This is a genomic window from Halococcus sp. AFM35, from assembly GCF_051195015.1.
In the GTDB taxonomy this organism is placed as follows: Archaea; Halobacteriota; Halobacteria; order Halobacteriales; family Halococcaceae; genus Halococcus.
The window spans coordinates 39,137-63,755 of sequence record NZ_JBNTJU010000016.1; the positions used below are offsets into that span (position 1 = coordinate 39,137).

A 24,619-nucleotide genomic window follows, 5' to 3' on the forward strand; every position below is an offset into this window, starting at 1 on the left:
CGAAGGCAGTAGCTGTGAAAACAGGGGGGAAGGGGGAGCTAAAACCGGGCCGAACTGGGAGAAATAGGAGTGCCGAGGATGCACGGGAAAACTGACCGAGCCAGTTGTGAGAGCAGTGCTGATTGTGACCGGAGAGCCGAGGCGTGCGAGCAGAACGAGAAAGGAACGAACCCGCCAGTCGAGGCGTATCAGGAAGGTGGTAGAACAGGGGTCACGGATCGAACTCAGCGAGGCGCTCTTCTAACTCATCGTCATCCATATTCTCGATAGCCTCTATGCCAAGGGCAACGACCAGCGGCTCGAAATGGCGTATCTTCTCGACGTGTTTCCCGGTGCGACGGCGGCGGGCTGTATCCATCTCATCAGCGACGAGGTCGAACTCCTGACGGAGGTCCTCAGGCAGGTAGATGTACGTACCCTGATACTGGTCCTTGATGCTCTGAGACTCCTTCTGTTGTTCCTGTTGTTCTGGTTCTGCTGGCTCTTCTGGTTCTGCTGGTTGTTCCGGTTTTTCTTCTTTTTCTGTTTCTGCTGGCTGGTCCGAGGACCGGCCCTTCCGACGACTACTGAGTCTGTCTGCGCGGTCAGTCATCAGCGGGCCTCCCGAGCGGGTTCCGTTTCTGCCGGGGGCAGTCCAAACTGCTCATCGAGAGCGCTGGCGATGTCCAGGAAGACGTCGCACATATCGACCTCCGGGTCATGCTCGAAAAGCGAACTGCCGGCGCTGTGAGCGCGCTGGAGAGCGACCCGTTTCCGCACCTCGAAGCGAGGCGTGTCATCGAACGCGCGGGCGAACCAGTCCATCATTTCCGATGCTTCATTGGTCTGCTCGACTCTGTTGGCGACCACAGCCCGTTCCTGAATCGAGATACCGAAGTCACGTTCAATCGAGGTTACGTGGTCGAACAGCAGTTCCACAGCGCGCTTACTGGTGCTCTCTGCGAGAGCGGGTATCAAGAGGTTCTGGGCAGCGTAGAGCGCGTTGTCCGTCAGATGGCCAAGCGACGGTGGGCAGTCAATCAGCACGTAGTCATAGTGCTGGCCGATGCCGCGAAGCGCGAGCGCCAGCTGTTCCGTGGGCCGGCGGACGTGGGTCATCTCACGTTCCGTGTGATGATGGTCGACGTTGCTGGGAACGACGTCCATCTCTGCGTGCTCCTCGACGAGGCGCTTGATCTCTCCGCGCTGCTCCGAGTCCGTCAGTACGTCGAAGATGCTGGGCGGCTCCGCATCGTAGGCGTCAGCGAATCCGAGGCCCTCTGTGGCGTTGCCCTGCGGGTCGAGATCGACCAGTAGGACGTCACGGCCACGCTGGCTCAGTGCTCCAGCCACGTTTACGGCGACGGTGGTCTTCCCGACGCCACCTTTCTGATTGGAAACGGCGATTGTGACCGGCTGTTTCACGTCGTCCAGTTCTTCCGGTTCTTCTCGTTTTTCCAGTTGTGCCATACGAGCCAGTTTTCATGGGCAAACCACTTAGTTCTATGGCATACGACACACCGGGTTTCGACTGTGACCTGCCGAGAGAGCCAGCGAGAGCGTCGAGAATGGATAGCTTGAAGGAAACGGGCACGGGAAGGCGTCTGTGACGGATTTCATCGTCAAATCGGCTGTGAAGGACGAACTGGGCGACATGAACGTGTCCGGCGATTTCTACGACGCGCTCAACGAGGACGTGAGCGAGCTGCTCGAGGATGCCGCACGGCGAGCCGAGAGCAACGACCGGAAGACGGTGCAGGCGCGCGACCTGTAGGCAGCGCCACAGCCTCTACCCGACTTCTACGACAGACCACCACGCGCGAGCGAAGATCAGCGTGACTGCCGGCCGGACTGCCAACGAGCGGTAGCCAACTGGACTGCCAGCCAGCAATAGCCAGCAGGAGCCAGGTGGATGACGGCCGAGTGCAGCAAGCGAGAGCCGACGGGACCTTGGCAAAGACCTCATGGTGAAATCGAGAAGTGGAGCGAGCGAGTGGTGGATGCGAGAGGCGAGCTGAGGACAACGACCGGAAGACCGTGCGACTATGCAGGCACGGGCCTGTAGGCGGTCAGCTGTTCTTCTCTGGTGCGTAGTACTGCTCGCGGCCTGTATCATCGTGGCGCACGAGCGTCCCCGACGGAAGCGAAAGCATCAACAGTACTGTCCGAACGTCGAGCACTGCACCAGCTGCATTCACGGCGAGCAGCACACCGGCAGCGATGACGAGACCTTCACCGCCGACGGCGAGTGCCACGATTCCGAATGGCGTGAACAGCGCTAGCGGCGCGAGCGCGATTACAGCAGTCTCCAGCCGTGTCTGAAAGTCTCCGAACGTGACGACCGAGACCATCCAGTCGAGCCGCGTGTTGATGTGAACCTGTAGGGCAACATCGTACCCGAGCAGGGCAGCGGCGAGTATATGTAGCGATTCATGGATGACGACGAGAAGGATGACCAGCGAGAGAATCCAGCCGGTGTAGAGAGCGAATGCAGCGGGGTTGTGTGGGACGAAGGTGATGAACAGTTCGAGAGCGTCAGCGGCACCATGGACAGCGAAAATGAGGGCTGAAACGGCGAGCACCGAGAGCGGGACCCAGAGGGCGATTAGAAGACGAGCGGTGAGAGGAGGAGCAGAGGGCGAATCACGGTACCTGAATCCGTCCGGTGGGGCGGGCGGCCAGTCCGACGCTCCACTGGAGGCGGTCATCGATCAGCATCAGCCGGAGGATTATCGTCGTCATCCCGCTCCACCACGTGCCGATCACCATTCTCATAGACCACCTCATCGCCGACGGTGATTGGCTCATCAAGGTCAGTGCTCAGCTTCCGAAGGGTCGCCTCGTAGTCCGCGGAGTGGTCTTCATCGGTCTCAGTTGCCCCGCTCTCCGCAGCCCCTTCTGCGGCCGCCTCATCGGCCATGTCTTCCAGCGATACATTCTCACTCTCGTTCTGTTGGAACGCAAGTTCCTCTTCGAGGTAGTGGAAGTCCGAGAGCCGAGGCACGTCAACGTCGGTCTCCATCGACGCATGCTCATCCGACAGATGCGACCAGTGATACTGGAATCTCTCGATTCTCTCATCTCTATCACTAATCGAGGAAAGCTGTTCTGCGAGCAACGGGGAGAGGGCGTGTTCGATGAAACTATTTGAGCGGGCATGGCGCGAGAGCCGCTGAACCTCTTCAGAGTCACGAATCGTGCCGGTGACGAGCAACGTGCCGATTTCCATTGGACTGAGCGGCACCCCGCGTTGGAACTTTTCGTACGTCTCCTCGGCGCGGAGTTTCTCTTCAACCTCGACGTCGAAATCGACATCAACGAGCAACGAACCATCGTTTTTCTCGTGTTCCGCGTCGTGGACGCCCGATGCAAGCACCGTCTCGAAATCCACGAGGCTAGACTCGTCAAGCGCGGTATAGAAGAACTGAATCGCGCTCTTGAGACCGATTTGTAGTTCCCAGTTATCCCAGTCGTCGTTGCTCTCGCGGAAGATGAGATCGCGGTCCCGCTCGCTCAGGTACTCCGTCAGCAGCCAGAAATCGACGATGCTCTCGCGCACGCGACTCCGAATCCGATGACGGATGTTGACGTGCGCGTTCTCACTCTTTGCTATTGTCTCGCCGCCCGAGGCGAGGTACTCCCGGTCGGCCCGCGAAAGTCCGCGCTCGCGGCCCTGTTCAAGCAGGCGGTCAGGGTATTTGCGGTCGAACGGTTCATCCTCTGCGTCGGAATTGTTGTCTGTCATGGCATTCTGACCAGCGAAAATCGCTGGTGAAGTCGCTCCCTTCCAGGTACTATTGACCACAATTACTAATAGGTAGCGACCTCAAGCGGGAAGTGTAATGCCAACGGAAACCAGTATCCCCTGCTCGAAGGAGGTGAGGGACCTCGTGAAATCCCACAAGGAACACGAGTACCAGCCCTATGACGACCTCCTACGAGAGGTCTTCGAGGAGCGGGACAAGCCAGAGGATACGAGGAGCTAAGCGGTCTATGGCTCCAAAGGCAGGGTTGAGTCCGCGTGCGATGTCTCAGGTCGCACGCGAACCAGCGCTACCGAGCGTGACCTCGGTAGACGGACGCGCACAGGCGGGCGCGGGGGTGGGTACCTGTGATTAGCGTTTATGCCGCATCTTACATAGGTCTTGTCACCCTCCGCGCTGACCAACGGTTTTCGGCAATCGCTGACACGCCTCGCCTGTCGCTGTCCGTCGGTCCTCGACCCACGACTGCTAAACTGGGTCCTGAACCGACACGTGTCTCATCAACGGCAAGCTAATCACCGACAGCGAAGCGACCTGCGAGCGCTTGACCACCACGAGTCCTGGAGAGACGTCTATACTCTGCTGGAGGTCGAGCCAAGTATCGAGCCGACGAATACGACGAGCGGTCAGAGCAACAAGCTAGATGACCCTGACAGCGCCGAGAAGCGTGCGCTCAGCGACGGAAGACTCGCCAGTGCGACCGGTTCGGACAGTCAGGGCGATGAATCACAAATCGGACGGGAGAACGAATGAGCGCCGATAGCGACTCCGGCGACGATCCTGTGCCTGTCGAAGCCGACGGCGAGGTACTGGGCTACGAATGCTCCGAGTGCGGGACGATGAAGAACACGAGGGAGCAGGCCGTTGCTCACTGCGCAGAGACCGAATCCGATGACGAACCCGAACACATAGAGACCGCGAGCGCGCTTTCGCAGACGGATGTCCGCGAGCACCACCGACGCATCAAGAGCAGCGTCGCGCCGCTCGGCGACCTTGATGCAAACCCGACGCTCGCAGTCACTGACAAGAAGGGGTGGTATATCACCCGCGACAACACCGACCCCGCCGAGGACGAGATCGGTCAGTTCCCGAAGAAGCGCCGGGCGCGGAACTTCACCACCGACTACGGCGACGTCGTCGATGGGTCGCTCGAACGCACGCTCTACGCGCTCACCTCCTACAAGCGCCCGGAGGCGTTCGAGCGCTGGGAGCCGGCGCGGTTCGACGAGGACGAAGGTGCATATGAGTACCTGAATCAGAAGCCCACGCCGGCCATCGAGGACAGCGCCGCTATCAGCGCGTGGGGCGACATCGACCTCGCAGACGACCTCAAGCCTCAGCGCCCGGACCTTGATACGGACACCTACGCGACTACCGAGGCGGCGCTGGAGTCGTACATCGACGCCTTCGCGGACCTTTACGGCGGGCGGGACGCCGTCTACGCGCTCGACAGCGTGGGCGGAGCGTACGTCTTCGGTGCTCCCGAGGCGACCTTGCCAATCACCCGCTACTACGAGGACGACGAGGACGCCCGAGGGCGCGTTCTGAGCGCGTTTATCGAGCGGACAAACGAGTATCTTCAGGACGCCGAGGCGCGCGTCAACGAGCGTGTGGAGGGTGCCAGCGAGGTTATCAAGCCCGATTGGGCGAACAACCTGAATCGGCAGTACAAGATTCCGCTCACCATCCACGGTGACCACGACGCCGTCGTGACCCCCCTCGACGTCGAGGACATTCGCTACCGCGAGCCGGTCGCAGTCGAGGACGCCAGCGACGAACTCCTCGACGACGTTCGGGAGTGGTGCGAAGCGTTCACTGCCGTCGAACACACCGAGCGTGTCGACGACCTCGTGGCGACGCTCTGGCCTGACGAATACGACGAGCATGGCGGCTGGAAAGCGGCGCTCGATGCGTGGGTCGCAGCCGAGCGCGAACGCGAAGAGCGCGAAGCACAGCGCCGTCAGGCGGCCCGAGAGCGCCGCGAGGAGCGCATGGAGGAACTCGGCGACGGTCTCGAAGGCCATCCGGTTACGCCGTTCATGCAAGACGTCTACGACGCGCTCGACGCTATCGACACAGCCGATGTCGTTCGGAAGTTCGCGAGCGACGGCTGGGACACCGGTACCGATGCGAGCGGGAAAACGGAGTTCGACCCCTCGTGGCGCGACAGCGACAGCGGGGCTTCCTGCTACGTCGACCACGACGCAAACCGTTTCGGTGATGCCGGTGCGAGCGGCGGGGGCTACGCCGCGAAGGCAATGGCACTCGGCGAGGGCATCATCCATGACGCCGATGACGATCTCGGCGGCCAGCAGTGGGGCGAGGCGGTCGAAGCGCTGCGCGAGGCTGGCTACAACATCCCTATCTGGGTGCCCGAGGCCGGGTCGCAGCGAAAGGGCGGCGGCGAGTACGACCAGATGCCGTTTTGGGCGGTTCGGAAGGCCGCCGTCGCACTCGGTGACTTCCCTGAGGATGGCTTCATCGAGAAGACCAGCGACGACGAGAGCACGTATCCCGGTTTCCCCGGCCCAAAGTCGTACAACAACGCTCTCGACGCCATCGAGGAGGCGGGGCTGGAGCACGGCCGCGAACGCGCGGACGAAGGCCCGACCCATCCCATCTACGAGCTGCTCGAAGACGAGGAGGACGCGCCAGACGCGAAGCTACACATCATGCCCGTAACCGGGAAGAAGGTGAAGCTCACCGTCGAAACCGATGGGAAGCGGACATACGAGGAAAACCTAGACCGGGGTTTCTGGACCAGCGGGACGAAACGCGGACGGGTAGCTGGCCGCGTGAAGGGGTCCGTTCCCGGTGCGGACGTGAAGGCGCTGAAAGAGTCGGTGAAAAGCGCACTCACGCAGGCCAGCATCGACGCCGACGAAGACTGGTTCACGGAGTGTATGCGCTCACCACGCGAGCAGGGTCTCCGAGACCGGACGGTCAGCGTCGTCGCTTACCCCGGGTCCGGCGAAGCGGAGTGGGTCGTAACGATGCTTCCACCCGCCGGCGGGCACGAGAGTGAAGAACAGAAGCTGACGTTCGACGAGGGACAGATGCACAACGCCGATCCCGGTGGGTTTCAGATGGCGCACCTCGCGCACTTCCTCGAAGAAATCGACCTCGACGCCGAGGAGTGGGCGAATCTGAAAAGCTACTGGCTCGACATCCAAGAGCGCCGCGAGCGCGAAGAAGATCCGCGCGAGCAGGCTGCCGTCGAGACGTTCGTTGATAAGGTCGAGATGATGACCGTCTGGGCCGACGAGGAGGGTTTCAGTTGGGACTCCCGGAACGGCTACTACTTCGAGCAGTACGAGGACGGAGAGGACGCGGTTCTGGTTCCGGGCCGATGGGTCATGAATTGGCTCAAAGACTCCGATTACGGTGACATGAATTTCTCGCGCATCCTTCAGGAGCGCGGCATCATGGTGGCTGAGACAGAACGGAAGCAAATCGCCGGGCGGCAGAACAGCGTTTGGCCGGTCGCAGCGAGTGCAACAGGACACACCCATGAGAAGAGCCATCGAGTGAAAGACGAAGACGACGAAGACGCGCCGGAGGGGCTGAGATGACGAGCGCAGACGTTACTAAGTTGGTCGGGTCACCGGGCAGCGGGAAAACGACGAAGCTACTGGAGTTCGTCGAGCGAGAAGCCGAAACTCACGGTACCGACTACTCGGACTTGATGTTCCTCACCTTCTCACGGAGCGCACGCCAAGAGGCAGCCACCCGAATCATCGACATCTATCCCGACGAGGACGAAGAGGACGTGATGGGTCGCGTGAAAACGGTTCACGGTGCGGCACTCATCTCCTGTCTCATCGACGGTGCGATGGAAATGCGGAGTGAGGATGACCCCAACGACACAGGGCAGCTCGTCATCACCGAGGACCGCGACAACGGCCTCGAATACTTCAGTTGGTTTTTCGAGACCAACTTTCCCACGATTCGGTACGACGAGAGCGAGAACGACCCCATCGCGCAGTTGAACGAAGGCGATGCGAGCGGCATCGCGACTGGAAACAAGGCTATCGCCGTCTATGACTACCTGAAAAGCAAGAATTGGCCGCTCTCGAAGCACCATCGCGCGCCGTTCGACCTCGAACTCGACCCAGAGACGACGATGGAGGTGCTCGAAAGCTGGGATTCGTACAAGCAGCGCAACGACCTCATGCAGCACGATGACTACGTCGAGCTTGCGCTCGAGCGAAACTGTATTCCGCCGGTAAGCGTGCTCATCATCGACGAGTTCCAGGACCTTTCGCCGCTCCAGACTGCGCTCTACGAGCAGTGGCGTGACAGTGGCCATATCGACCGCATCTACATCGCCGGCGACAGCAATCAAGCGGTGTACGGATTCCGTGGCGCGGAGCCGACGTATTTCCAGCGAACGAGTGTTGACGAAGTGGTTCACCACGAGGAGAGTAAGCGCTGTCCCGAGGCAGTCATCGACGCGGCGGTCCCCATCGCCGAACCGATACCCGAACACGACATCAGCCGCGTCACGGCGTGGCGCGACGGCGGCCGCGTCCGACATGTCGACGCCGACGGGCCGCACGAACTCAGTGCGCTCGTCGAGGAGGGGCTTCGGAACCTTCCCGATTCAGACAGCGACGAACTCTACCTGCTCGCCCGCACCAACCGACAAGCCGGGAAGATCGCGTACGGCCTCCGCGAGGGAGGTGTGCCGTATCTCGATCTCAAACCGAACGGTCCGCTTCGGCGGTGGCGACAGCCACTTCCCATGATTCTATCGGGGATGCAGGCGGTCGGTGATGGCCGCCATCTCCCTCTACCAGTAGCGCGGGCGCTGTTGAAGAACACATCGCGCTCGCCGGTTCGGGAGGCAGCACAGAAGCGAGCGGCGGACGGGGGACTCTCGGCGACCCAGCGCATCCGAGGGGCCGTCATTACACAGGAAGAGTACCGCGAGTGGTTCCCCGACGTTGAGCAGGCACGAGACCTCGTGCCGGAGCTGTCGGTCGACAGCTGGCAGCGCGAACTCATCAAGGGAGCGCTCCGTAGTGGCGCGACCCACCGCCCCGGACAGGTTCGCGTCGGGACGATTCACGCGGCGAAAGGGCTGGAGTCGCCGCATGTCTTCGTCTTCCCGGCGTATACCCACAAGCAGATGGAGCGCTTCGAGAACGGCGACGAGGCCGAGGAGCGCCGACTGTTCTACGTCGCCATGACACGGGCCTCCGAGCGGGTCGAGGTCGTCCACGATTACTTCGGTGGGGACAAAGAGTTCCCCCCGCTCGCCCGATTATAGCGAAACTTGTTCTAGGATTGGCAGTAGCCGCAGTACCCGGTAGCACCCCGATAACACCCCCGGGGGGTACTACTGAATATAGACTTACGAGACCTTAAGAGAGCCAAAATCGGCAAAATAGTTAGGAACGCGTGCGCGCGACCCCCTCGGGGGGTGAGCCAGACCGACCATGTTAACACAAACCATTCATCTGGCTCTCTACACCGGGGAGGGGGTAGGGGGAAGGGTGTTACTACAACTGAGAGTGGCGAAAAACAGGATTACAAGCGCTGTACCTGTAGTATCCCAGGGGGTACTACTAGGGTTCTACGGGGTACTACAACCATTACCTCTCTCCGGCGACCCGGCGCTCTCTGCGGCTGGCCCCGTCCCCTCCTTACCTCATCACAACGGAACGGTAGCCGTAGGCGTTGTGCGTGCGCGTTCCAATAGGCAGAGTCGCCGGAGCTACCGCGCTATAGTAATTCGCGGAAATGTTCGGACTTCTAACGTGAGAGGTTCCTGTATCGCCGAAATCAGCGTGAGCGACTCAGAGGCTGTATCTCGCACTTGGCCTCTGTCGCTATCTCTTGTCCTCTACCTACCGAGGTGCCACTGTCAGCAACCAAGTGGCTGCTAACAGGGTTAGCGGAGGCACGGCCACTTAACTACGAGATGATCAGATACGTCAGAGCGCCAATACCGAACAGTCCACCTGCGATAACGGCCATAGGTACTGGTCGAAATTCATGTTCGGTGGGACCATCATCGAACCACTCCGGGTTACGCAGTCGGAGAACTCCGAGGTAAAACAACGAAGAAGCCCCAAGAAGCATCAAAATACTGTAAGTCCGGTCAAATACTGATACCGCTGGCTCAATGATCACTGGCACGAGAATTGGGAGTTGAGCGAGAGCGAGTACCAGCGCAATAATGGCTGTTCCAATACCCTGTTGACGGGTGGGGTGCATATCGGTTTGTTTTCAGCACGTCCTCAAAAGCTCTGTGTCGGTTCCTTCGACGGTCGGGCCGTCGCGCGCTCTCACGGCCCTAGGGGCAGGGTATTGGCGAGATAAGTATGAGCATGGGATGTGCAAGATACGCGCCCTGTATCTCGCATGCTGTATCTCCCAACTGCTGGGGAGGACTCGCGCAAAACTATGGATTGCTCCGAGAATCGCTATAGCCAGTCTAGTGTGTGAACTCGAATCGCTCGCGGCCGCTCTCGTCGAGGATTTCGCCGTCGTCGCCCGCAACCCGAGTCCGTGAGCTATCGCTGCTCATAGTGCGGTTTCGTTCACCGGGGAACGCCCGCGCTGCTGGCACTCGGCGCACTGGTCGTCATCGCCGTAGGCGTAGTCGCTGCACGTTGAGCAGCCGTGGACGTCGACGGTCCCACGCTCTTTGCCGCCGCTCTCCTGCTCGTCGTCAGCCGCGAGTTCGTCGGCCGTTTTCCGGTCGCGGCGCTGGTGTCCGCGACGGATGGTGTCGCAGGCTCCACAGAGATGCCGGCCGTCGGTCGTGAGTGCCGTGTATCCGGCCGGCTGTTCGTGAGCTTCGGCGAGCGACAGGCCGCAGTCGTCGCACGTTCCATCGGTCAGTGCTCCGCCGTCATCCGCAGTCGTTTCAGGTGCCATGGGTCGAAACGGGAGTGGTGCCCCCCGTACACCTACATTGTAGGCATAGGATAATAAAACCACTGGTTCCCAGCGCATTCTGGCGGTTTGGACGTCTCTCGGCGGTTGGGAGTAGTGAAAGAGGCCCCGTCTCGACCCATGGCAGGGAAGAGAAAGCGGGCCTCTCGTAGGGCAAAGCCCTACGGACGTATCTACTCACAGTCGTTCAGAAAAACGTTCGGAAGCGCGGTCGGTATGGTTTCTCGCAGTCCGCGCGCGTTGTGGCCTCAGCGCTCGACGATGCCCGAGGTCCGCACTTCGCCGCCCGGAACGCCATGCTCGTTCACGTAGGTACCTGTGCCACCGCAGTCAGCGCACTCGTAGCGTTCGAAGGCCGTTTCCGGGCCGGCGGAGACGTCCACGACCTCAATGGACCCACCACAGTCGCCGCAGTGCATCGCTAGGCGTCCTCCGGGCCGTCTTCGGGGCTCTCGTCTTCGCCGGGCTGCATCTCTCGGGTCTCCTCGACGGTCTCCCGGACCATCTCCAGCATCGCCGGGCGCTTCTCCTCGACCGCTTCGAGGCTGTTACGCCCGAGCGTGGCGGTGACGCGGTCCTCGTCACGGGTGCCGTCGCCGCGCTTGGTCCGCACCTGAAGGGTGCAGAATCCGTCGTCGTTTTCGCGCAGTTCCGTCCGTACGTCGTCGGTGTGGTTCTCGTTTGCCATGGGTCGAAACAGGGCATCTCCCTGTACACCTATGTTGTAGGTGTATCCACTTAATCCCACCGATTCGGCAGACTGCGCGGGGGAATCGGTAGCTTTATTATCCTACACCTACAATGTAGGTGTACGGGGGAACACCACTCCCGTTTCGACCCATGGCAATGGAATCAGCGACCCTCGACGGAAGCGACGAATCGGAAGAAATCGACATGGACGCGCTCGATAGCGACGAGCGCCGCGCTGTTCGCGCTCGCCGCGAAAGCATGGTCGTCGTCCCGCAGACCGACGCGGACGGCGAGTGCATCGGCATGTACGACGTTCACAGCCAGTCGGGCAAGCGCTACACGGTCATTCTCGACCACGAGCGCGGCTGTGACTGCCCGGACACGGAGTACAACCACGCAGAAAACTGCAAACACCGCCGCCGGGTCGCCATGACCATCACCGAGACCGACTGTCCCGCGCCCGGCCAGAAAATCGGCGAGTACGGCGATACGCTGGAAGAGGTTCGCCAGCAGTTGGAGCGCGAACGCGAGGACCTGCTCGGCAAAATCGAGAGCCTGAACGCGATGATGGACGGCTTCGAGGACTGAACAGCCGGCCGCTCTTTTTCGCGCGCTTTCGCTCGGCAGATTCGCTCGCTCACTTTCGCCGCGAGCGGGTAGTTTTGCGACAGCAAAGTGTCGCTGTCTGTCGGAATCGGTAGCTTTATGGAGGTACACCTACAATGTAGGTGTGCGGGGGAACACTACTCCCGTTTCGACCCATGGCACCCGGAAAGACAGCGGACGAGAGCGGAATAGACGCGCAGGCGCTCGCCGGTACGCCGGTCGGCGGCCTCGGCGGCAGCGCCGCGTGCGACACCTGCAATCGACGGCTCACCGACGGCAAGCGGTCCGGTGACGCGCCCGACGCCGAAGCGGATACCGTGTGCGTCTACGCCACGCGGCCTCAGCGGTCGGACACGTGGGCGCTTCGCTGGGTCAGTTGCGAATCCTGTGGCCCGCCCGGTGATGGCGGCGCGCTCGAAGACGGCGAGGTAATCGCCAAGGCCACGCTCGGCTACGAGGTGACATTCGGCGCGTTCGTGCTCGAAGACGTGCGCGAGGTCGAGGTGAGCGCCTGATGCCCCGGATTCGGTGTGCGAACTGCGGCCATTCGCTGCGAGTGGACAAGAACGGGACCGTGCGGTGCCCGAACTGCGGGACGAGAAACAGCGGGTAGCGGTCCCTCGCTGCCCGCTGAAAACGACAATGCGGGTTGGGGCGCACCGTCGAGATGGCCGCGTGCGAGCGCTGGCAGCTGGAGCATGTCGCCGGCGAGGTTGCCGCGCCCGGCTGGTACGATGCGCTGACGATGTGGGCGCTCTCAGACGTCGCAGATGCCACATGAGTGCGTTCGGTTCAGTCGAGTCACACACCGGTCCGAGGTCAAGGCGGCCCGCTACCGTGTACAGGAGGGGCTTCTCGCCCCGTGGGCGTTGGTGGCTCCGGAGTCCTCGCACCGCGCCCTAGTCGACGCGGACGGCGAGTACGCGCTCGCGGTGTACGACCCCGCCCCGGAGCTGGCGACGGTGTGCTCGCGCTCGCGCTTCGGCCCGTGTGGTGGGTCGGCACTCGTGTCACGGCGTGGTCGCCGTACGGTCCCGGCCATCGAGCCGACCGCGCCGCGTGCGTCCCATGGAGTCGGGCGTTCAACCCAGCGGACGTTCGGTAACGCGAGCGCTTTTCTCCGATGCCTGTCGCCACCCAACACGCGCGAGCCTGTCGGAATATTCGCTCGACGACGGCTAATCGATACTTTTATTATACTATACCTACAACGTAGGTGTAGGGAGAACACTACTCTCACTTCGACCCATGGCAAACGACACTATGCAAAACGACGACGAAACGGTCGGCCTCCGGTACTTCAAGGCGGGCCAGCGAGCGCACGACCGCGAGAGCGAGGATGGCAGTCAGGTGCTCGTTCTCGGCGCAAAGGGCACGACCGCCGAAGAGTGCTACGTCGCGGCCATTGAGCAGACGGTCGCCGAGGCGAATCCCGAATATCCCGCGAGCGACGCGGTGGCGGACGTCGCGTTCGTCGAGGGCATTGAGGACGCGCTCGGACTTGGCTGGAGCGCCGACGACGTGCTCGAACTGTACGCTAACGACGAGCTGGACCGCGCGCGCATCCGGCGCTACGCCTACCCGGAGAACCGTCTCGCGCCGGTCGAGAGCGGGGAGGAAGCATGAGCGAGAGCCAGTCCGACCTCCTCACCTACGCAGAGGAAATACCCGAGAACGCTTGCGCTCGCTACGAAATCTGCGGGAACACGGTGCTTGGACGGGGACAGATGTGCGGGGAGTGTCTCGACATAGTTCGCGCTGGCGATCGTGAGCAGCGGAGGGAACTGTGACGAAACTCGATGAGCCACAATCACGCAAACAGCGGGTTCGGAGCGCAGTCATCCGTCTCTTAGATACCGACAAGTATGGCAATAGCCGTCGGTATTTCCAAGCAGGGGACATTGCGAACAGCGACTCAGAACTCACGTCGAAGATGGTCGGGTCGTATCTCCCGAAATTAGAGGCTGAATCGCCCTTTGAATCGGGAGTTAGTGTGGCACGGTATACGGTGCGGAATAGTTCGACGGTGTGGATCGTCGAACGGGAAGGAGAAGGTGAGGGAGGGAGCGAATGAGCGATTCCAAGCTCACCGTCGTCCGACCCGTCAAGGACGAAATCGAGAGCGTCGAGATCAGCGGCGATGCATTCGTCGATGGGGGCCACGTCTCCTGCGACGACTGTGGCGAGCAGCACGCAACGCGGGCTGTACAGTGTCCTATCGACGAGGACCGCCAGCTGGACCTCTGCGCGGACTGCTACGACGAGCGCGGGCCGGGCATCGAGATCTGCCACGTTCGTCGCGACGAGGACTGGGACGTCAACGGCGGGCGAGCATCGCCGAAGGTCGAGGGCGGCGAGAAGAGCCACATGGATAACACGGCGTTTCCAGCGCCGGGCTGGATAGGCAACCCACATCCGATGGAAGAAAACAGCGACGTCGAACGCTGGCGGGTGCTCAAAGCATTTCGCCGGGACCTGCTGGAGAAGGTTCGTGATGGCGAGTTTTTCGCCTACCACCTCGGCAAGCTCCGCGGCAAGCGCGTGGCCTGTTGGTGCCGCTCAGAGAGCGAAGGCTGGCCCGATGGCGACGGCGACCCGTGCCACCTCGACGTCGTCCACGCGGCACTCATGGGCCTGTATCGTGCGGAGTAGACGGTTGCTCGCACCGTGGTCGGGTGGGTGCGCCCGTCGCCGTTCGATTCGGCGTGCGAGAGTCAGGGACCAGACCCTCGAAATCTGGATAACAGGAGAACTCGACCCATGGCACTGAAATCACAATCCATGTCCGCGAACGAGAGCACCGACGTTCGAGAGGTACAGACAGCGCGGCTGCGGCGCGACAAAGCGAGCGAGAACACGGTCATCGTCTCGGCTACGAAGGCGATTCGTGCGGCCGGTCTCGAAGACGGTGGGTCGTTTCGCTTCGCCCCCGGTTCGGTCGACGACATCGGAATGCTCGCAGCTATCGGCAGCGAGGAAACCGGCGACGGCCGCAGCGACCGCTTCACGAGGAACATTCGCCACGAGGGCCAAGATGGGGGAACGCTGCGGCTGGTCATCCCCCACGAGGCGCTTGCGGAGCTGACCGACCCTGAGAGCATCGACTGGGAGGACCCACCGGAGGTGAACGTCTGGGCGGGCGACCGCCTGCTCGCGTTCGAGATGGCAGACCCTGAGAAGCGGACGGTGGCGATTGACATCGACTCGCAGGAGGACGACACCGAGGACGAATCATGACCGACGGTGGCCTTGACGTCGACGTGAACGCGCTCGACGCGCGGGAGGTCCCGGTACCCCATCATCCGTGGTCGGTCGCGAAGCGGGTCATCCAGGAGGCGTGCGCTGCCGACGAACACGACTGGATAGAGCTCACCGGTGCCGAAGACCCGCCGGGGTACTGGCGGGAGTGTAGAACCTGCGGAATCGCCGACGTTACCGCCGCTGCTCTCGGCCAGAACGTCGCGACACCGAACGCCGATAGCGTGGGCGATGTGGAGGGTGACAATGCCGACTGACGGTTCTGAAGATGCTCTGTACCGAGTCGTTGATGCTGACGGAGAGCCGCTATGGTATTCAATCTACGAAGACGAGAAAGAGGCGCTCTCACGCCGCGCACGCGAGATGTCCGAGCATCCTGATGGTGACGAAGTGACTATCAAGAAGTACGTGCTGGTGGACCATCCATGACCGATCAAGAGCGGAGAGGAATATCTCGGCGTCCCCGCGCTGACGATCAACTAGCCCGCCGATTGGCTGCTTGGGTGTAACACTGCATACTACCGAAACCTTATTCGTGCACCTGACATACACGTCGTACGATGAGCGAGTCCCTGCAACCTACGAAATTCGAGGTCGTCCGCGAGGACACCGTCTGGGTCGCCACCCATACTGAGACAGGGATCGCAAGCCATGGCGATGATCCGACCGAGGCTGTCGCGATGGCAACGGAAGCGGTCGAACTCGTCGAAGAGGACCCCGAACCCGCGTCGGCTGCCGAGCAAGAAGAAATCCGTCGCGAACTCGGTATCGAGGTATCCGAGGACGAGCGCGGAATCGAGTCGCCGAGCGGGATGCCCTAGTCCTGCTGTATGCCGCGGCGTCAGTTTTCGAGCCGGGAAGTGCTCAAAGTGTTCGACAAGGCGAACTGGGAGTATGCAGGCGCTGGCTCTGGCAGCAGCCACGTCGTCATGACGAAGCGAGACCACAGCGGCCACAAATACACGATTACGATTCCGATGGGGAAAGACCCGATTCCCATAGGAACGCTCAAAAGCATCATGAAGCGGGCCGGCGGCGATGATTGGGACAAGTTTTGTCGTTGGCTGGACAACAATTGTTAGAGTCGCTCAGCGCACGCTCACGCCAGTCGAAACCTCATACTCGACATCGACGACCCGCGTGCTCAATATCTCAGCCAGCTCTGGCGTCATATCTTCGTGCTCGACAGCTTCGGCGAGAGCTGGCAGCATCGCTTGCGTGAATTCGCATGAGTTCTCGACAGCGCCGACACGCGTGTTCTCGCCGAGCAGGTCGGCGACGTCGTCGACGAGACCTTCCCGGTACGCGAATTTTCCATCGGTTCGGATTCGCATGCCCACTCGTACACACGACCTTTCAAAGTCGTGCTGATTGGGTGAGAGACTGCCGTGTTGTCATGCGTCTGGCGTACGAGAGTCCGACGTCTATCGGCGTGTGGACACGAACGGGAGGGGTTCGGTGGCGAATGTACACACGAGTTCGCGGATTTCGTGTGTCAATCGAGGATTGGCGTCTTCGATACGTGCAAGCGGGGGAGTCGCAGCAAAATCGGGTTCACTACCTCCCTAAGGTTGCTCCCTAACTACAACAGATTTCATTCGGAACGTGGGGTGTTCGCCCTCAATCACGCTGGAGTGCCACCCTGTAATCACCGATATCAAAATCGACCGATGCTAATCACGACACCGGTGCCAAAACATGCTGATACTCCAATATTAGAATTCATACCAGATCATCTAATGATTCACCCCCTGTAGCGATCCCAACGCCCATCTGAAATGTACTACGTGCAGTATCTAACAGTAACTCCGACATTTGACCTAGCACAACACCAGAGCGAGCCGGGATCTCCTCGGGCCGAAACTTCACAGTTATATTACCATCGTCTGTACCTGCCTCGTAATCCACCCCGATTTGATCGAATATGTGTTGTATCTGAGCACCTTGCCGGGGGTCAGACGTCTCAAAGGTGCTAAAAAATCCACTATCCCCGGTTGCCCGGTCGTATAGACTAAATGCTTCATTCAGAAGATGGGAACGCGTTCCCCAAGCTTCTTCGAGGTTATCGAACGCACCAGCACTTGCAGCCACCACGCCGACGACATCTTTAGATTCTTTTGAAACGACCGGGCCACCGCTGTGACTTGGGTTGAACAGTCCATCCACTTCGAAAAATTCCGCAGTACTTTCTCCATATTCAGCGGATGCAACACGTCCCCAACCAAATCGCTGTCTATCGATCTTCGGTTCTCCAAACAGGCGAGCATAACCGGACCAGACAACTTCTGCTCCAAGTGAAGGCACTTCTTGAGTAATCGACAGCGTTTCATGATCATCCGGTTCGACTTCAGATTGCAATAACGCTAAATCTGTCCCGGGGTCTGCTTCAGTATTAGTGTCATAGTGTACTACCTTACATGAGACGGATTCATCATTGACTGTTTGAATACTCACCCCGTCCCCTGCATAATGTTCTACTACGTGAGCCGCGGTTATTAGCTGATTATCGGTCACCCAGAATGCAGAACCGAGTTGATCACCACCTTTGTCCACGCGACAAGTCGCTTCTCTAATCGTACTTTCAATTGTCATTCTACCTCATTTGAGGTAGAGAGCCACATGATTCTGTTGACGATATATGCGGGATTGTTTGGTGCTAGGCGGGACAATGAACGGCAAAAACTCAGCACGCGCGTTCCTCGCGCGCAGTTGGGACAGCGACCGCGACAGCACCGCCGAAAAATCCCGGCCCGAAGGGCCGGCCAAAGCCCGACCGCGTACCCACCCTCCGCACCCGGCGGCGCTCCGCGCCGCCATTCCCACCTCCACGGTCCTGCTCGCGCGCACAGCGCGCTGTGCGGGCTTTCGCAGGCGGATGGTCGAAGAGGCATCCGTACTCGCCAAACTATTCTCAGCGCTCTCACACCGCTCAGAACAGCAGAGTAATCTACTTGGTATGGTTGGGACGAAGCTCGTCCGGTAGGTCCGAGAAGTCACCGCTGTCAATCATCTCTCCCAATTTGCCCGACTCTCGTAGCTCATCCATGATTTCTAACCGCTCAATTGCTTCATCGGATAGCTTCTCTTCGAGGTCCGCCCGGAACTCAGCGCGTTCGCGTCGCTGTTTCTCCTCGATGTCGTCCGAGTCAGGTTGTTCTACTCGTTCCGCCATGTCATGTACCTCTCTATGAGCCGTTCGTTCTCTCGCTCCATATATGTGAGGGCATATTCGACCGCGATATCCGCGACGACCGGGCCGGGATGGGCGTCGAAGCCGGCATCCGCGACAGTCGATTCATCGACCTTCTCACCATCGCGGAACACATCCATATGGACGCCCTCGCGCTCGACATCGTGACCTGAGCCTTCCTCCGACGTATGATCAAACTGTGCGACGAGTTCAGTGCCTACGTCAATTCCCGATTCGAGTATATAAAACGCCCCTCTCATCCGCTTGCTGACCGTTCGTGCTGATGATATGGAACCCTCACCTGATCGCGTCGTCGATCGGTTCACCGAGCTGCTTGACGAAGTCGGCAGCGAGGAAATCGCTGCCGACCATCGCATCGGTCTTCATTCTGACCGCCACGATTTCGAAGAACACGCCAAGATAGGCGCGTTCTTGGGAATTCATGATCCGAAGACTCTCGACGATCTCGATCAACAAACCGACGTTCGTGCTGGCCTCGAATCAATCAGCCAAGGTCACTTTTCTCGGCTCACCAACCGAAGATCGTGGAAAGCGTTCGCCGATCTGGCGAACGCTATCCTCCAACTTCCGGAGTTCTATCACGCCTCCGGCGATGTCCGCCTCCAACTGGAGGATGTCTCCGATCGTTGGATCGTTGGCTTCGACAAGACCAACCTTCCGCTTCGGACCTCCATGCTCGTGGAGATCGACGGTGATCTCCACGAGCTACAACCTGAACACGGCGGTCTCAGACTCCATTCCGCCGCTCGGTTGAGTCCCGCGAGTTCACATCCCATCGGAACTGTCGTTACTGACCCGAACACGCACGAAACCAACTGCTTCGAAGATCTGCTTGATCAAGTCGAGGTCCACGAGGACCTCGACGACCTGATCGCCGTCTTCGACATGGGATACGTCGACTACGACCGATTTTGCAGCCTGAATCGGTGGAACATTGATTTCGTGACGCCGCTGAGGACGAATGCTCAGTTCACCGCCGAAGAAACGCTCTGCGAGAGAGACTTCGAGAAGACCGAAGACAGAGACATCACTCACATCACCGACGAACTGGGTGAGTTGGCCTCGACTGGAGTGGAGTTCCGTCGCGTCACCGTCAGAATCGCTGACGGTGACGCGGATGGCGGCGAGCGGGTCAACACGTATCTCACGACACTACCGCCAGAATCCTACGATTCACTCGACGTGGCGGTGATTTACGCGGTGAGGTGGCTGCTTGAAATTATGTTTCGCAAGCTCAAACAGTATTTTAATGTCCAAGAGTTCCATAGCAAAACTCTGGACGGAGCGCTGGTTGAGCTGTTTTGCGCGTTGATCGCGTACGTGTTGGCTGATTACTACCATCGGACGTACCGCATCCGCGGTACGGTCGTGGACACGATCAAGATCATCCGCAACTTCTGGGATAAGCCGCGGGGTGAGATCGGCTAACCGCGAATTCTTCCCGACCGAGCGCCGCCGCTGCCAGCGGCGGCACTCTTCTTCGTCTCGAAATCAGCGTGTGTTCGGTCACATCCAGCGAATGTGACCGAATACTGGAGATCGAACTGCTGGTGACGTCCCTGTTTTGGCAGCTGATCGTTATAAACAAACTCGCTCACAATCGACTCTCACAGGGCGATTTAAATAGCCGAATCGGGAATTCCTACGTCAACCCAACAACGCAACTGGACGACGAACGCCGTAACCTCCCCGCCGTCAGTCGTGACACCATACTGAATTTCTCCGCGCGGGTCCGAAACCGAGCGAGGATACAGGTCCATGGTTACTCTGGCTCTCCAGTCAACCACCACCACGCTCGTGTCCACGCTGGTTTCTTGCGCCGCTCACGAGCGTTCTGCTCCTGTTCACGCTGGTCTTCGACGTACCGGACAAGCTCACCACGCTCTTCACGCTGTTCGAGCAGCTGCCGGCGTTCACGATTCAGCCGTTCAACCTCCTGTTCCAACTCAGCCACCCGTTCACCGGTCTGTATGAAATCACGCACCGCAGCTGACTTCGATTCATACTGGCCGCCGTCACCGGATAATTCCTCTAGCAGCGCAGCCTGTTTATCCGTCACCGTGATCGTGAGTCGGGGCATGTATGAGCGTATTCACCGCTGTATGTGGTCGTTCACCGCCCCGAGATTATAGGGCTATGTCAGACATACAACTAGCAGTCGACACGAAAACTACGTTGTGGGATTACTTGTTCGTCTCAATAGCAGTGTACTGAACCAACTGTCTTCTCTGCCCATAGGATAAAAGTGTCAATCTCAATTTCTGCTGAGCTGTATATAGCGCTTTGTAGTTTATCAGTGGTGTTTCAGGCATTACTGTGACTGAAATGGCTGAAATCGGCGAAATTGGCGGATTTGCTGTTTACTCGTGCTTAGTCCAATAAGCACACGTAGATTTATCCGAAGCCCCGCCCTCTGGCACAGCACACCAGATGCAACGACCCAGAACCACGGCTACTCGTCCCGAGAACATCGACCAGCTACCTGAGCAACGTGGAGGTATGTAGCGTGGTAGAGATTGGATCAGTCATCGAGGATTTCCTGACGGACAAACAGGGTATCATAGAATGGTTGGCATACCCGTCTTCTGATCTCCCGAATCGCTCAATGCAGAGAGCCTACCTATTGTTCAGTGGAATCATCGAGTCCAACAAGGGGTGTGATTAGAGATCAAACTGCTTGGGTGATACCTCTGGTTCAGCAACCTCAGACAACACATAGCCCACATGATTTGCATATTCCCTTGCTTGACAACTATCTTCTTGATACTGCATTGAATCAACAAGAATATTAAGCAATTTCATCGATATTTCATCCCCATCTTTGATGGAGTTGAGCTCTCTTTGCAATTCCTTAGCTTCATCTCTCTTGTCGGTGACCGTAGACTTGAATGGTTCTTCAAAGGGAACCTCTATATGGAGAACTCCCTCAATATTTCGTTCAGCTATACGTATCATCGTTTCTCTAGCATCAAGTTCGTTGACCTTCCTATCGTATATTTCACCATAAGAGATGAGCCATTCTCGGAAATCTTCAGCCTCACCTCGTATAGTTTGAATCGGATCTATAGGTGGCCAATTTTCGTAGTCATGAAATGTGGCGTTCCGAATCTCATGAAGCTCACCAATAGCTTTCTCATAATCACCTTCTGAGGAAAAGGAAGATAGTTGGATTAGGCGGTTGCGCGATCGAGTCCACTGTTGTTGCAAGTTTTTATCTTTCAAATCCTTCGATAGGCCAAGGTATGTGGTTGCAACCTCACAGATTACTTCGGAATAATAGTCCCAGAGAGCCAAAACCTGCAATCGGCGTTCCTCTTTCGCATTGATATCAAGTTGTTTATATAACTCTAATCGAGGTTCTGCAACGGATGAGTCTACCATACAAGATAGTCCGATTGTGGGTACATATCTTCTATGGTGAAACAACACGACGCTCTCTCAACAACTGGTGGACGAACTGGGGAGAGGAGAAAAATCATCGGGTCCGAATTTGCTTTTAATCGTTGGCCAAGGCACAGGTTGCTATCAAAAACACAGATACACGCCACCAGTAACTGCGGCCATCCCGATCATCACTACCGTCGCCCACAGCGATCGCCGGAGATACGCATATTTGGTTTCTGCCACACCAGCCAACACATAGTTCTGCTCAAGCACCGTCTCACGCGGCTTGTCACCGTCCAAATCCGTCACGTCATCCGTATACGTTTCAGCATCATCCCGGCGACGGATATCACCCCAATATATCACGCTATCACCCGGACTCGGTGTGCGTGGATAAATCGCCACGATACACAGAACTGCCGCGACGATGCCCGCAACCGCGGTCATCACACCGAACTGCGTGACGAACGAGTTCAACGGATTCGACGGCGTTGAAATGTTTGCTGCAGTCGTTGCAGCGAGCCCGAGAAACGCAAACTGCCCCGTCAGTAGGATTGAGGCTTTCCGGTCAGCGAGCCTGATATACAGGTTCAGATGGTCGTGTGTGCGTTCAGCCAACGAATCAGTATTGATATCAGCCATCAGTTCGACTCACAATCAGATCAGAGGTTACTCCAGTCGGTGCTTGTCCACCCACCGCTAAGATTATAGTAGTGATCTGGGTCACCGCCCCAAGTATATCCTCCAATCCGGCCGCGGCGCTCAAGTAACTTATCCCACTCATCATCGCTTTCAACGGCATATTGCCGGATGCCGCTGTTCACGAGGTACTCGTTCGAGCCGGCCATCGACTCGAGTTTCGCTGCTACATTCGGAGTGTATCCGACCGCCGTCCGCCGATTCAGTGCGTTCACCCCGATTCGTGAGATGTGCACGGTGCCGATCGATGCTCCGGCGGTGATGTGAATAGGTTCGATATCGTTGTCCTCAAGCTCCGGATTTACACAGTTTGCCAGGGCGTATTTGACCGTGGCGATGTACTCCAATGCCGTGTTCGCTGTTTCAATATTGCTGTCACCGACACCGAAGTACGCGAGAATACCGTCACCGGTGTTTTTCTCGAAATTTCCGTCAAAATCTCGGACGATTTCCATGACCTCCGGGATGAACAGGTTCAGCATGAACAGTACGTCCTCAACATCGTTGTTCTCAGCGTAATCAGAGAATCCCACGATATCGAGGAAGACAACGGCGATACGGAATCTTTTCGCACTGCCGATCTTCATGGATTCGAGATCCGGCATTTTCCGGCCACGTGGAATGTTTTCAAGACGTTCGGCTGCATCTTCGGAGCGGTCATCAACGCGGTCTTGGATTTCGTCTTTATCAAGAGACATAGTGGAGAGGGTGTTGTACTGGCTATTCCTGAGGTCGGAGCCGGTAAAAAATTACGGCACACCAATATAATAGAGCACTCCACACTACGGAGGCGCTCCAGAAAACGAGAGGAACTATGAGAATACCAGCGAAGAGAGCCGGATGTGGTGTGTCATGAGCGCTCAGATTCATAATCCGGCTGTTTCTCTTGGTCTTCTCCGTTCGGGTTTGTCGTCTCTGGGGATTCGGATTGGTCGGGTTGCTCTACACGATCTGCAGTAGCAGCAACATCTAAGGAGGACTGTGGTATGAACTCACTGAGTTGCCGGTTCTTAGCAGCCCGCTCTTCAACCGAGGATTCTTCGTTTTTTCCTCCCTTTGAAACATCTCGTTGGGAATTTTCTTTACCAGTGAAATAGTCTCTAGTTGCAGCTATCAACGCCATATATATCCCGCCAACCGCCAGCACAGTATTGGATGCAAGAGATACTCCGAATACGGTCGGAAAGCTGAATAGGAGTAGGATTGTAATACCAGCGACCATTTCAAAAATATAGAGTAAACGACGGCGATTCGAGAAGAACTTCTCATAATAATCCATTATCGGCCTCTCCAGCTCCGTAAGTAAACGCAGCTATCAGCAATGCGATGACAAAGAGCAGTATAGCAACAGTGAGTGCGCCTGGAATCGGATTAGCAAAGGCCAGGATAGCTGCAAGGATGTAGAGAAGAATCCGCATATGCGCTAATCCGTTCCAATTCGCCTCCTCCATAGAGTTTCTGTACGGTGGCACTGATATAGTGTTTTCTCCAGAGAAGGGACTCATCTCAACACCGAGGGCGTCATAGAAAGCGTCACACACGAGGACGCAGGGAGTGGAAACTGTGTCTACGAGTTCCCAAACCCTGCGAGAGGCAGATTCTATCCACGAGTTCTTCAGTCTCGTGGCTACAGAGACACTCGCACTGTTCGAGCATCTTGAGTTTGGGTTTCTCAACGAATACGATGTGTTCGCCCCCCCCCCCCGCTCGCCGGGGCGAACACGAGACCACGAGCCACCCGAACTCTTCCGTGGCTTCTTGCACTGCTACTACAAGGACATCTACGGGGTTCGCCCAGTCGCCCGAGAACTCCAGAATACGCTGGTCTGGCTCGGATGTGGCTTCGATCGACCGCCCTCACGAGACGCGGTCGATCGGTTCCTCACCGACCTCGAACACGTCGTTGACGATGTGTTCGACCGCCTCGTCGAGCAAGCCGCCGTCCGCGGCCTGCTCGACATGGCCTACCGAATAGACTCCACGGACGTACGCGATGCCGTCCGATCCAGATGCGTCGAAATGCTACGAATCGACCGCTAAGAAGTACTATTACGGCTACGGCTGTACGATCGTTTCGACCGGATCGAAGATTCCGATTGCCGCAGAGTTCACCGAGAGCAAG

33 protein-coding genes and 1 pseudogene are annotated in these 24,619 nt (G+C 58.4%); 16 read left to right on the forward strand and 18 right to left on the reverse strand.

The genetic code is table 11. The annotated features are described in order from the left end of the window. Positions 1-211: 211 nt before the first annotated feature. Both ACQUQO_RS12775 and ACQUQO_RS12780 read right to left on the reverse strand, forming a co-directional pair. A complete protein-coding gene (locus ACQUQO_RS12775) occupies positions 212-592 on the reverse strand; it encodes a hypothetical protein (RefSeq protein WP_435078406.1) in 381 nt (126 codons plus the stop codon). Beyond that, the gene (locus ACQUQO_RS12780; protein ID WP_435078407.1) at positions 592-1,449 is read right to left on the reverse strand and encodes a ParA family protein; all 858 of its coding nucleotides are present in this window, start codon (positions 1,447-1,449) and stop codon (positions 592-594) included. Before ACQUQO_RS12780 ends, ACQUQO_RS12775 begins: the two co-directional genes overlap by 1 nt. A 136-nt stretch (positions 1,450-1,585) precedes the next feature. On the opposite strand from ACQUQO_RS12780, the gene ACQUQO_RS12785 reads away from it, so the two are divergent. Beyond that, positions 1,586-1,753: a DUF1931 domain-containing protein gene (locus ACQUQO_RS12785; protein WP_435078408.1), complete on the forward strand. Its 168-nt coding sequence runs from the start codon at positions 1,586-1,588 to the stop codon at positions 1,751-1,753. 295 nt (positions 1,754-2,048) lie between these two features. On the opposite strand, the gene ACQUQO_RS12790 is transcribed toward ACQUQO_RS12785, so the two are convergent. Then, positions 2,049-2,561: a DUF3267 domain-containing protein gene (locus tag ACQUQO_RS12790; RefSeq protein ID WP_435078409.1), complete on the reverse strand. Its 513-nt coding sequence runs from the start codon at positions 2,559-2,561 to the stop codon at positions 2,049-2,051. Between the two features lie 122 nt (positions 2,562-2,683). Beyond that, a complete protein-coding gene (locus tag ACQUQO_RS12795; protein ID WP_435078410.1) occupies positions 2,684-3,724 on the reverse strand; it encodes a hypothetical protein in 1,041 nt (346 codons plus the stop codon). 97 nt (positions 3,725-3,821) lie between these two features. Between ACQUQO_RS12795 and ACQUQO_RS12800 the strand changes: the two genes are divergently transcribed. The 3 genes from ACQUQO_RS12800 to ACQUQO_RS12810 all read left to right on the forward strand — a co-directional run bounded on the left by ACQUQO_RS12800 (position 3,822) and on the right by ACQUQO_RS12810 (position 9,015). Further along, entirely contained in the window at positions 3,822-3,965 is a 144-nt protein-coding gene (locus tag ACQUQO_RS12800) for a hypothetical protein (RefSeq protein WP_435078411.1), read from the forward strand. A 527-nt stretch (positions 3,966-4,492) separates the two neighbouring features. Beyond that, complete coding sequence (locus ACQUQO_RS12805) at positions 4,493-7,315, forward strand: hypothetical protein (protein WP_435078412.1); 2,823 nt, start codon at positions 4,493-4,495, stop codon at positions 7,313-7,315. Further along, positions 7,312-9,015, forward strand: coding sequence for a UvrD-helicase domain-containing protein (locus ACQUQO_RS12810; protein WP_435078413.1), 1,704 nt, complete (start codon positions 7,312-7,314; stop codon positions 9,013-9,015). Before ACQUQO_RS12805 ends, ACQUQO_RS12810 begins: the two co-directional genes overlap by 4 nt. Before the next feature lie 647 nt (positions 9,016-9,662). Here the strand turns inward: ACQUQO_RS12810 and ACQUQO_RS12815 are convergent. The 4 genes from ACQUQO_RS12815 to ACQUQO_RS12830 form a co-directional block, all read right to left on the reverse strand. Next, entirely contained in the window at positions 9,663-9,965 is a 303-nt protein-coding gene (locus tag ACQUQO_RS12815) for a hypothetical protein (RefSeq protein WP_435078414.1), read from the reverse strand. Positions 9,966-10,274: 309 nt separating this feature from the next. Then, complete coding sequence (locus ACQUQO_RS12820; RefSeq protein WP_435078415.1) at positions 10,275-10,631, reverse strand: hypothetical protein; 357 nt, start codon at positions 10,629-10,631, stop codon at positions 10,275-10,277. Between the two features lie 266 nt (positions 10,632-10,897). Continuing rightward, complete coding sequence (locus ACQUQO_RS12825) at positions 10,898-11,068, reverse strand: hypothetical protein (protein ID WP_435078416.1); 171 nt, start codon at positions 11,066-11,068, stop codon at positions 10,898-10,900. Positions 11,069-11,070: 2 nt separating this feature from the next. Beyond that, entirely contained in the window at positions 11,071-11,337 is a 267-nt protein-coding gene (locus tag ACQUQO_RS12830) for a DUF7389 domain-containing protein (protein WP_435078417.1), read from the reverse strand. Positions 11,338-11,495: 158 nt separating this feature from the next. Between ACQUQO_RS12830 and ACQUQO_RS12835 the strand changes: the two genes are divergently transcribed. The 10 genes from ACQUQO_RS12835 (at position 11,496) to ACQUQO_RS12880 (ending at position 16,285) form a co-directional block, all read left to right on the forward strand. Continuing rightward, positions 11,496-11,927: a hypothetical protein gene (locus tag ACQUQO_RS12835; RefSeq protein ID WP_435078418.1), complete on the forward strand. Its 432-nt coding sequence runs from the start codon at positions 11,496-11,498 to the stop codon at positions 11,925-11,927. 173 nt (positions 11,928-12,100) lie between these two features. Next, positions 12,101-12,460 (forward strand): hypothetical protein, encoded by a 360-nt coding sequence (locus tag ACQUQO_RS12840; RefSeq protein ID WP_435078419.1) that lies wholly within the window; start codon positions 12,101-12,103, stop codon positions 12,458-12,460. Between the two features lie 733 nt (positions 12,461-13,193). Further along, a complete protein-coding gene (locus ACQUQO_RS12845) occupies positions 13,194-13,571 on the forward strand; it encodes a hypothetical protein (protein WP_435078420.1) in 378 nt (125 codons plus the stop codon). Beyond that, positions 13,568-13,735 carry a hypothetical protein gene (locus ACQUQO_RS12850; RefSeq protein ID WP_435078421.1) on the forward strand — a complete coding sequence of 56 codons (168 nt, stop codon included), beginning with the start codon at positions 13,568-13,570 and terminating at the stop codon, positions 13,733-13,735. The genes ACQUQO_RS12845 and ACQUQO_RS12850 overlap by 4 nt, the downstream gene beginning before the upstream one ends. Before the next feature lie 280 nt (positions 13,736-14,015). Then, the gene (locus ACQUQO_RS12855) at positions 14,016-14,597 is read left to right on the forward strand and encodes a DUF4326 domain-containing protein (RefSeq protein ID WP_435078422.1); all 582 of its coding nucleotides are present in this window, start codon (positions 14,016-14,018) and stop codon (positions 14,595-14,597) included. A gap of 108 nt (positions 14,598-14,705) precedes the next feature. Continuing rightward, a complete protein-coding gene (locus tag ACQUQO_RS12860) occupies positions 14,706-15,182 on the forward strand; it encodes a hypothetical protein (protein WP_435078423.1) in 477 nt (158 codons plus the stop codon). Further along, on the forward strand, positions 15,179-15,460 hold the full coding sequence (locus tag ACQUQO_RS12865) for a hypothetical protein (protein ID WP_435078424.1): 282 nt from the start codon (positions 15,179-15,181) through the stop codon (positions 15,458-15,460). Before ACQUQO_RS12860 ends, ACQUQO_RS12865 begins: the two co-directional genes overlap by 4 nt. Continuing rightward, positions 15,450-15,632 carry a hypothetical protein gene (locus ACQUQO_RS12870; RefSeq protein ID WP_435078425.1) on the forward strand — a complete coding sequence of 61 codons (183 nt, stop codon included), beginning with the start codon at positions 15,450-15,452 and terminating at the stop codon, positions 15,630-15,632. The genes ACQUQO_RS12865 and ACQUQO_RS12870 overlap by 11 nt, the downstream gene beginning before the upstream one ends. Positions 15,633-15,763: 131 nt before the next feature. Beyond that, positions 15,764-16,024 (forward strand): type II toxin-antitoxin system HicB family antitoxin, encoded by a 261-nt coding sequence (locus ACQUQO_RS12875; protein ID WP_435078426.1) that lies wholly within the window; start codon positions 15,764-15,766, stop codon positions 16,022-16,024. Positions 16,025-16,033: 9 nt separating this feature from the next. Next, positions 16,034-16,285, forward strand: a complete 252-nt coding sequence (locus tag ACQUQO_RS12880; RefSeq protein ID WP_435078427.1) for a type II toxin-antitoxin system HicA family toxin — start codon at positions 16,034-16,036, stop codon at positions 16,283-16,285. 6 nt (positions 16,286-16,291) lie between these two features. Here ACQUQO_RS12880 and ACQUQO_RS12885 read toward each other — a convergent pair whose 3' ends face one another. The 4 genes from ACQUQO_RS12885 to ACQUQO_RS12900 form a co-directional block, all read right to left on the reverse strand. Then, the gene (locus ACQUQO_RS12885) at positions 16,292-16,537 is read right to left on the reverse strand and encodes a DUF7692 domain-containing protein (protein WP_435078428.1); all 246 of its coding nucleotides are present in this window, start codon (positions 16,535-16,537) and stop codon (positions 16,292-16,294) included. 388 nt (positions 16,538-16,925) lie between these two features. Then, positions 16,926-17,795: a S1 family peptidase gene (locus ACQUQO_RS12890; RefSeq protein WP_435078429.1), complete on the reverse strand. Its 870-nt coding sequence runs from the start codon at positions 17,793-17,795 to the stop codon at positions 16,926-16,928. A gap of 355 nt (positions 17,796-18,150) precedes the next feature. After that, positions 18,151-18,375: a hypothetical protein gene (locus tag ACQUQO_RS12895; RefSeq protein ID WP_435078430.1), complete on the reverse strand. Its 225-nt coding sequence runs from the start codon at positions 18,373-18,375 to the stop codon at positions 18,151-18,153. Further along, the gene (locus ACQUQO_RS12900) at positions 18,360-18,719 is read right to left on the reverse strand and encodes a hypothetical protein (protein WP_435078439.1); all 360 of its coding nucleotides are present in this window, start codon (positions 18,717-18,719) and stop codon (positions 18,360-18,362) included. Before ACQUQO_RS12900 ends, ACQUQO_RS12895 begins: the two co-directional genes overlap by 16 nt. Here ACQUQO_RS12900 and ACQUQO_RS12905 point away from each other — a divergent pair. Further along, complete coding sequence (locus tag ACQUQO_RS12905; protein WP_435078431.1) at positions 18,682-19,842, forward strand: IS4 family transposase; 1,161 nt, start codon at positions 18,682-18,684, stop codon at positions 19,840-19,842. The two genes, ACQUQO_RS12900 and ACQUQO_RS12905, sit on opposite strands and share 38 nt — an antisense overlap. Positions 19,843-20,176: 334 nt before the next feature. Here ACQUQO_RS12905 and ACQUQO_RS12910 read toward each other — a convergent pair whose 3' ends face one another. The 6 genes from ACQUQO_RS12910 to ACQUQO_RS12935 form a co-directional block, all read right to left on the reverse strand. Further along, complete coding sequence (locus tag ACQUQO_RS12910) at positions 20,177-20,494, reverse strand: ribbon-helix-helix protein, CopG family (protein ID WP_435078432.1); 318 nt, start codon at positions 20,492-20,494, stop codon at positions 20,177-20,179. A gap of 581 nt (positions 20,495-21,075) precedes the next feature. Further along, positions 21,076-21,795: a hypothetical protein gene (locus tag ACQUQO_RS12915; protein ID WP_435078433.1), complete on the reverse strand. Its 720-nt coding sequence runs from the start codon at positions 21,793-21,795 to the stop codon at positions 21,076-21,078. A 144-nt stretch (positions 21,796-21,939) separates the two neighbouring features. Then, a complete protein-coding gene (locus ACQUQO_RS12920; protein WP_435078434.1) occupies positions 21,940-22,440 on the reverse strand; it encodes a Pycsar system effector family protein in 501 nt (166 codons plus the stop codon). Positions 22,441-22,460: 20 nt separating this feature from the next. Next, entirely contained in the window at positions 22,461-23,102 is a 642-nt protein-coding gene (locus ACQUQO_RS12925; RefSeq protein WP_435078435.1) for an adenylate/guanylate cyclase domain-containing protein, read from the reverse strand. 245 nt (positions 23,103-23,347) lie between these two features. Further along, positions 23,348-23,776: a hypothetical protein gene (locus ACQUQO_RS12930; protein WP_435078436.1), complete on the reverse strand. Its 429-nt coding sequence runs from the start codon at positions 23,774-23,776 to the stop codon at positions 23,348-23,350. Beyond that, positions 23,763-23,948 (reverse strand): hypothetical protein, encoded by a 186-nt coding sequence (locus ACQUQO_RS12935; protein WP_435078437.1) that lies wholly within the window; start codon positions 23,946-23,948, stop codon positions 23,763-23,765. The genes ACQUQO_RS12930 and ACQUQO_RS12935 overlap by 14 nt, the downstream gene beginning before the upstream one ends. A 112-nt stretch (positions 23,949-24,060) precedes the next feature. Here ACQUQO_RS12935 and ACQUQO_RS12940 point away from each other — a divergent pair. Next, positions 24,061-24,619 (forward strand): annotated as a pseudogene (locus ACQUQO_RS12940) (IS5/IS1182 family transposase); the annotation flags it as partial.

What these genes read in the sequence shown, in the direction of transcription:
- ACQUQO_RS12840 (WP_435078419.1), top strand. Translation starts at nt 12,101, where the DNA reads ATGGCACCCGGAAAGACAGCGGACGAGAGCGGAATAGACGCGCAGGCG.
- ACQUQO_RS12825 (WP_435078416.1), bottom strand. Translation starts at nt 11,068, where the DNA reads ATGCACTGCGGCGACTGTGGTGGGTCCATTGAGGTCGTGGACGTCTCC.
- ACQUQO_RS12910 (WP_435078432.1), bottom strand. Translation starts at nt 20,494, where the DNA reads ATGCCCCGACTCACGATCACGGTGACGGATAAACAGGCTGCGCTGCTA.
- ACQUQO_RS12875 (WP_435078426.1), top strand. Translation starts at nt 15,764, where the DNA reads ATGAGCGAGTCCCTGCAACCTACGAAATTCGAGGTCGTCCGCGAGGAC.
- ACQUQO_RS12820 (WP_435078415.1), bottom strand. Translation starts at nt 10,631, where the DNA reads ATGGCACCTGAAACGACTGCGGATGACGGCGGAGCACTGACCGATGGA.
- ACQUQO_RS12935 (WP_435078437.1), bottom strand. Translation starts at nt 23,948, where the DNA reads ATGGAGGAGGCGAATTGGAACGGATTAGCGCATATGCGGATTCTTCTC.
- ACQUQO_RS12865 (WP_435078424.1), top strand. Translation starts at nt 15,179, where the DNA reads ATGACCGACGGTGGCCTTGACGTCGACGTGAACGCGCTCGACGCGCGG.
- ACQUQO_RS12855 (WP_435078422.1), top strand. Translation starts at nt 14,016, where the DNA reads ATGAGCGATTCCAAGCTCACCGTCGTCCGACCCGTCAAGGACGAAATC.
- ACQUQO_RS12870 (WP_435078425.1), top strand. Translation starts at nt 15,450, where the DNA reads ATGCCGACTGACGGTTCTGAAGATGCTCTGTACCGAGTCGTTGATGCT.
- ACQUQO_RS12795 (WP_435078410.1), bottom strand. Translation starts at nt 3,724, where the DNA reads ATGACAGACAACAATTCCGACGCAGAGGATGAACCGTTCGACCGCAAA.
- ACQUQO_RS12850 (WP_435078421.1), top strand. Translation starts at nt 13,568, where the DNA reads ATGAGCGAGAGCCAGTCCGACCTCCTCACCTACGCAGAGGAAATACCC.
- ACQUQO_RS12830 (WP_435078417.1), bottom strand. Translation starts at nt 11,337, where the DNA reads ATGGCAAACGAGAACCACACCGACGACGTACGGACGGAACTGCGCGAA.
- ACQUQO_RS12810 (WP_435078413.1), top strand. Translation starts at nt 7,312, where the DNA reads ATGACGAGCGCAGACGTTACTAAGTTGGTCGGGTCACCGGGCAGCGGG.
- ACQUQO_RS12800 (WP_435078411.1), top strand. Translation starts at nt 3,822, where the DNA reads ATGCCAACGGAAACCAGTATCCCCTGCTCGAAGGAGGTGAGGGACCTC.
- ACQUQO_RS12925 (WP_435078435.1), bottom strand. Translation starts at nt 23,102, where the DNA reads ATGCCGGATCTCGAATCCATGAAGATCGGCAGTGCGAAAAGATTCCGT.
- ACQUQO_RS12845 (WP_435078420.1), top strand. Translation starts at nt 13,194, where the DNA reads ATGGCAAACGACACTATGCAAAACGACGACGAAACGGTCGGCCTCCGG.
- ACQUQO_RS12895 (WP_435078430.1), bottom strand. Translation starts at nt 18,375, where the DNA reads ATGGCGGAACGAGTAGAACAACCTGACTCGGACGACATCGAGGAGAAA.
- ACQUQO_RS12905 (WP_435078431.1), top strand. Translation starts at nt 18,682, where the DNA reads ATGGAACCCTCACCTGATCGCGTCGTCGATCGGTTCACCGAGCTGCTT.
- ACQUQO_RS12815 (WP_435078414.1), bottom strand. Translation starts at nt 9,965, where the DNA reads ATGCACCCCACCCGTCAACAGGGTATTGGAACAGCCATTATTGCGCTG.
- ACQUQO_RS12930 (WP_435078436.1), bottom strand. Translation starts at nt 23,776, where the DNA reads ATGGATTATTATGAGAAGTTCTTCTCGAATCGCCGTCGTTTACTCTAT.
- ACQUQO_RS12880 (WP_435078427.1), top strand. Translation starts at nt 16,034, where the DNA reads ATGCCGCGGCGTCAGTTTTCGAGCCGGGAAGTGCTCAAAGTGTTCGAC.
- ACQUQO_RS12835 (WP_435078418.1), top strand. Translation starts at nt 11,496, where the DNA reads ATGGAATCAGCGACCCTCGACGGAAGCGACGAATCGGAAGAAATCGAC.
- ACQUQO_RS12805 (WP_435078412.1), top strand. Translation starts at nt 4,493, where the DNA reads ATGAGCGCCGATAGCGACTCCGGCGACGATCCTGTGCCTGTCGAAGCC.
- ACQUQO_RS12920 (WP_435078434.1), bottom strand. Translation starts at nt 22,440, where the DNA reads ATGGCTGATATCAATACTGATTCGTTGGCTGAACGCACACACGACCAT.
- ACQUQO_RS12860 (WP_435078423.1), top strand. Translation starts at nt 14,706, where the DNA reads ATGGCACTGAAATCACAATCCATGTCCGCGAACGAGAGCACCGACGTT.
- ACQUQO_RS12915 (WP_435078433.1), bottom strand. Translation starts at nt 21,795, where the DNA reads ATGGTAGACTCATCCGTTGCAGAACCTCGATTAGAGTTATATAAACAA.
- ACQUQO_RS12775 (WP_435078406.1), bottom strand. Translation starts at nt 592, where the DNA reads ATGACTGACCGCGCAGACAGACTCAGTAGTCGTCGGAAGGGCCGGTCC.
- ACQUQO_RS12780 (WP_435078407.1), bottom strand. Translation starts at nt 1,449, where the DNA reads ATGGCACAACTGGAAAAACGAGAAGAACCGGAAGAACTGGACGACGTG.
- ACQUQO_RS12890 (WP_435078429.1), bottom strand. Translation starts at nt 17,795, where the DNA reads ATGACAATTGAAAGTACGATTAGAGAAGCGACTTGTCGCGTGGACAAA.
- ACQUQO_RS12885 (WP_435078428.1), bottom strand. Translation starts at nt 16,537, where the DNA reads ATGCGAATCCGAACCGATGGAAAATTCGCGTACCGGGAAGGTCTCGTC.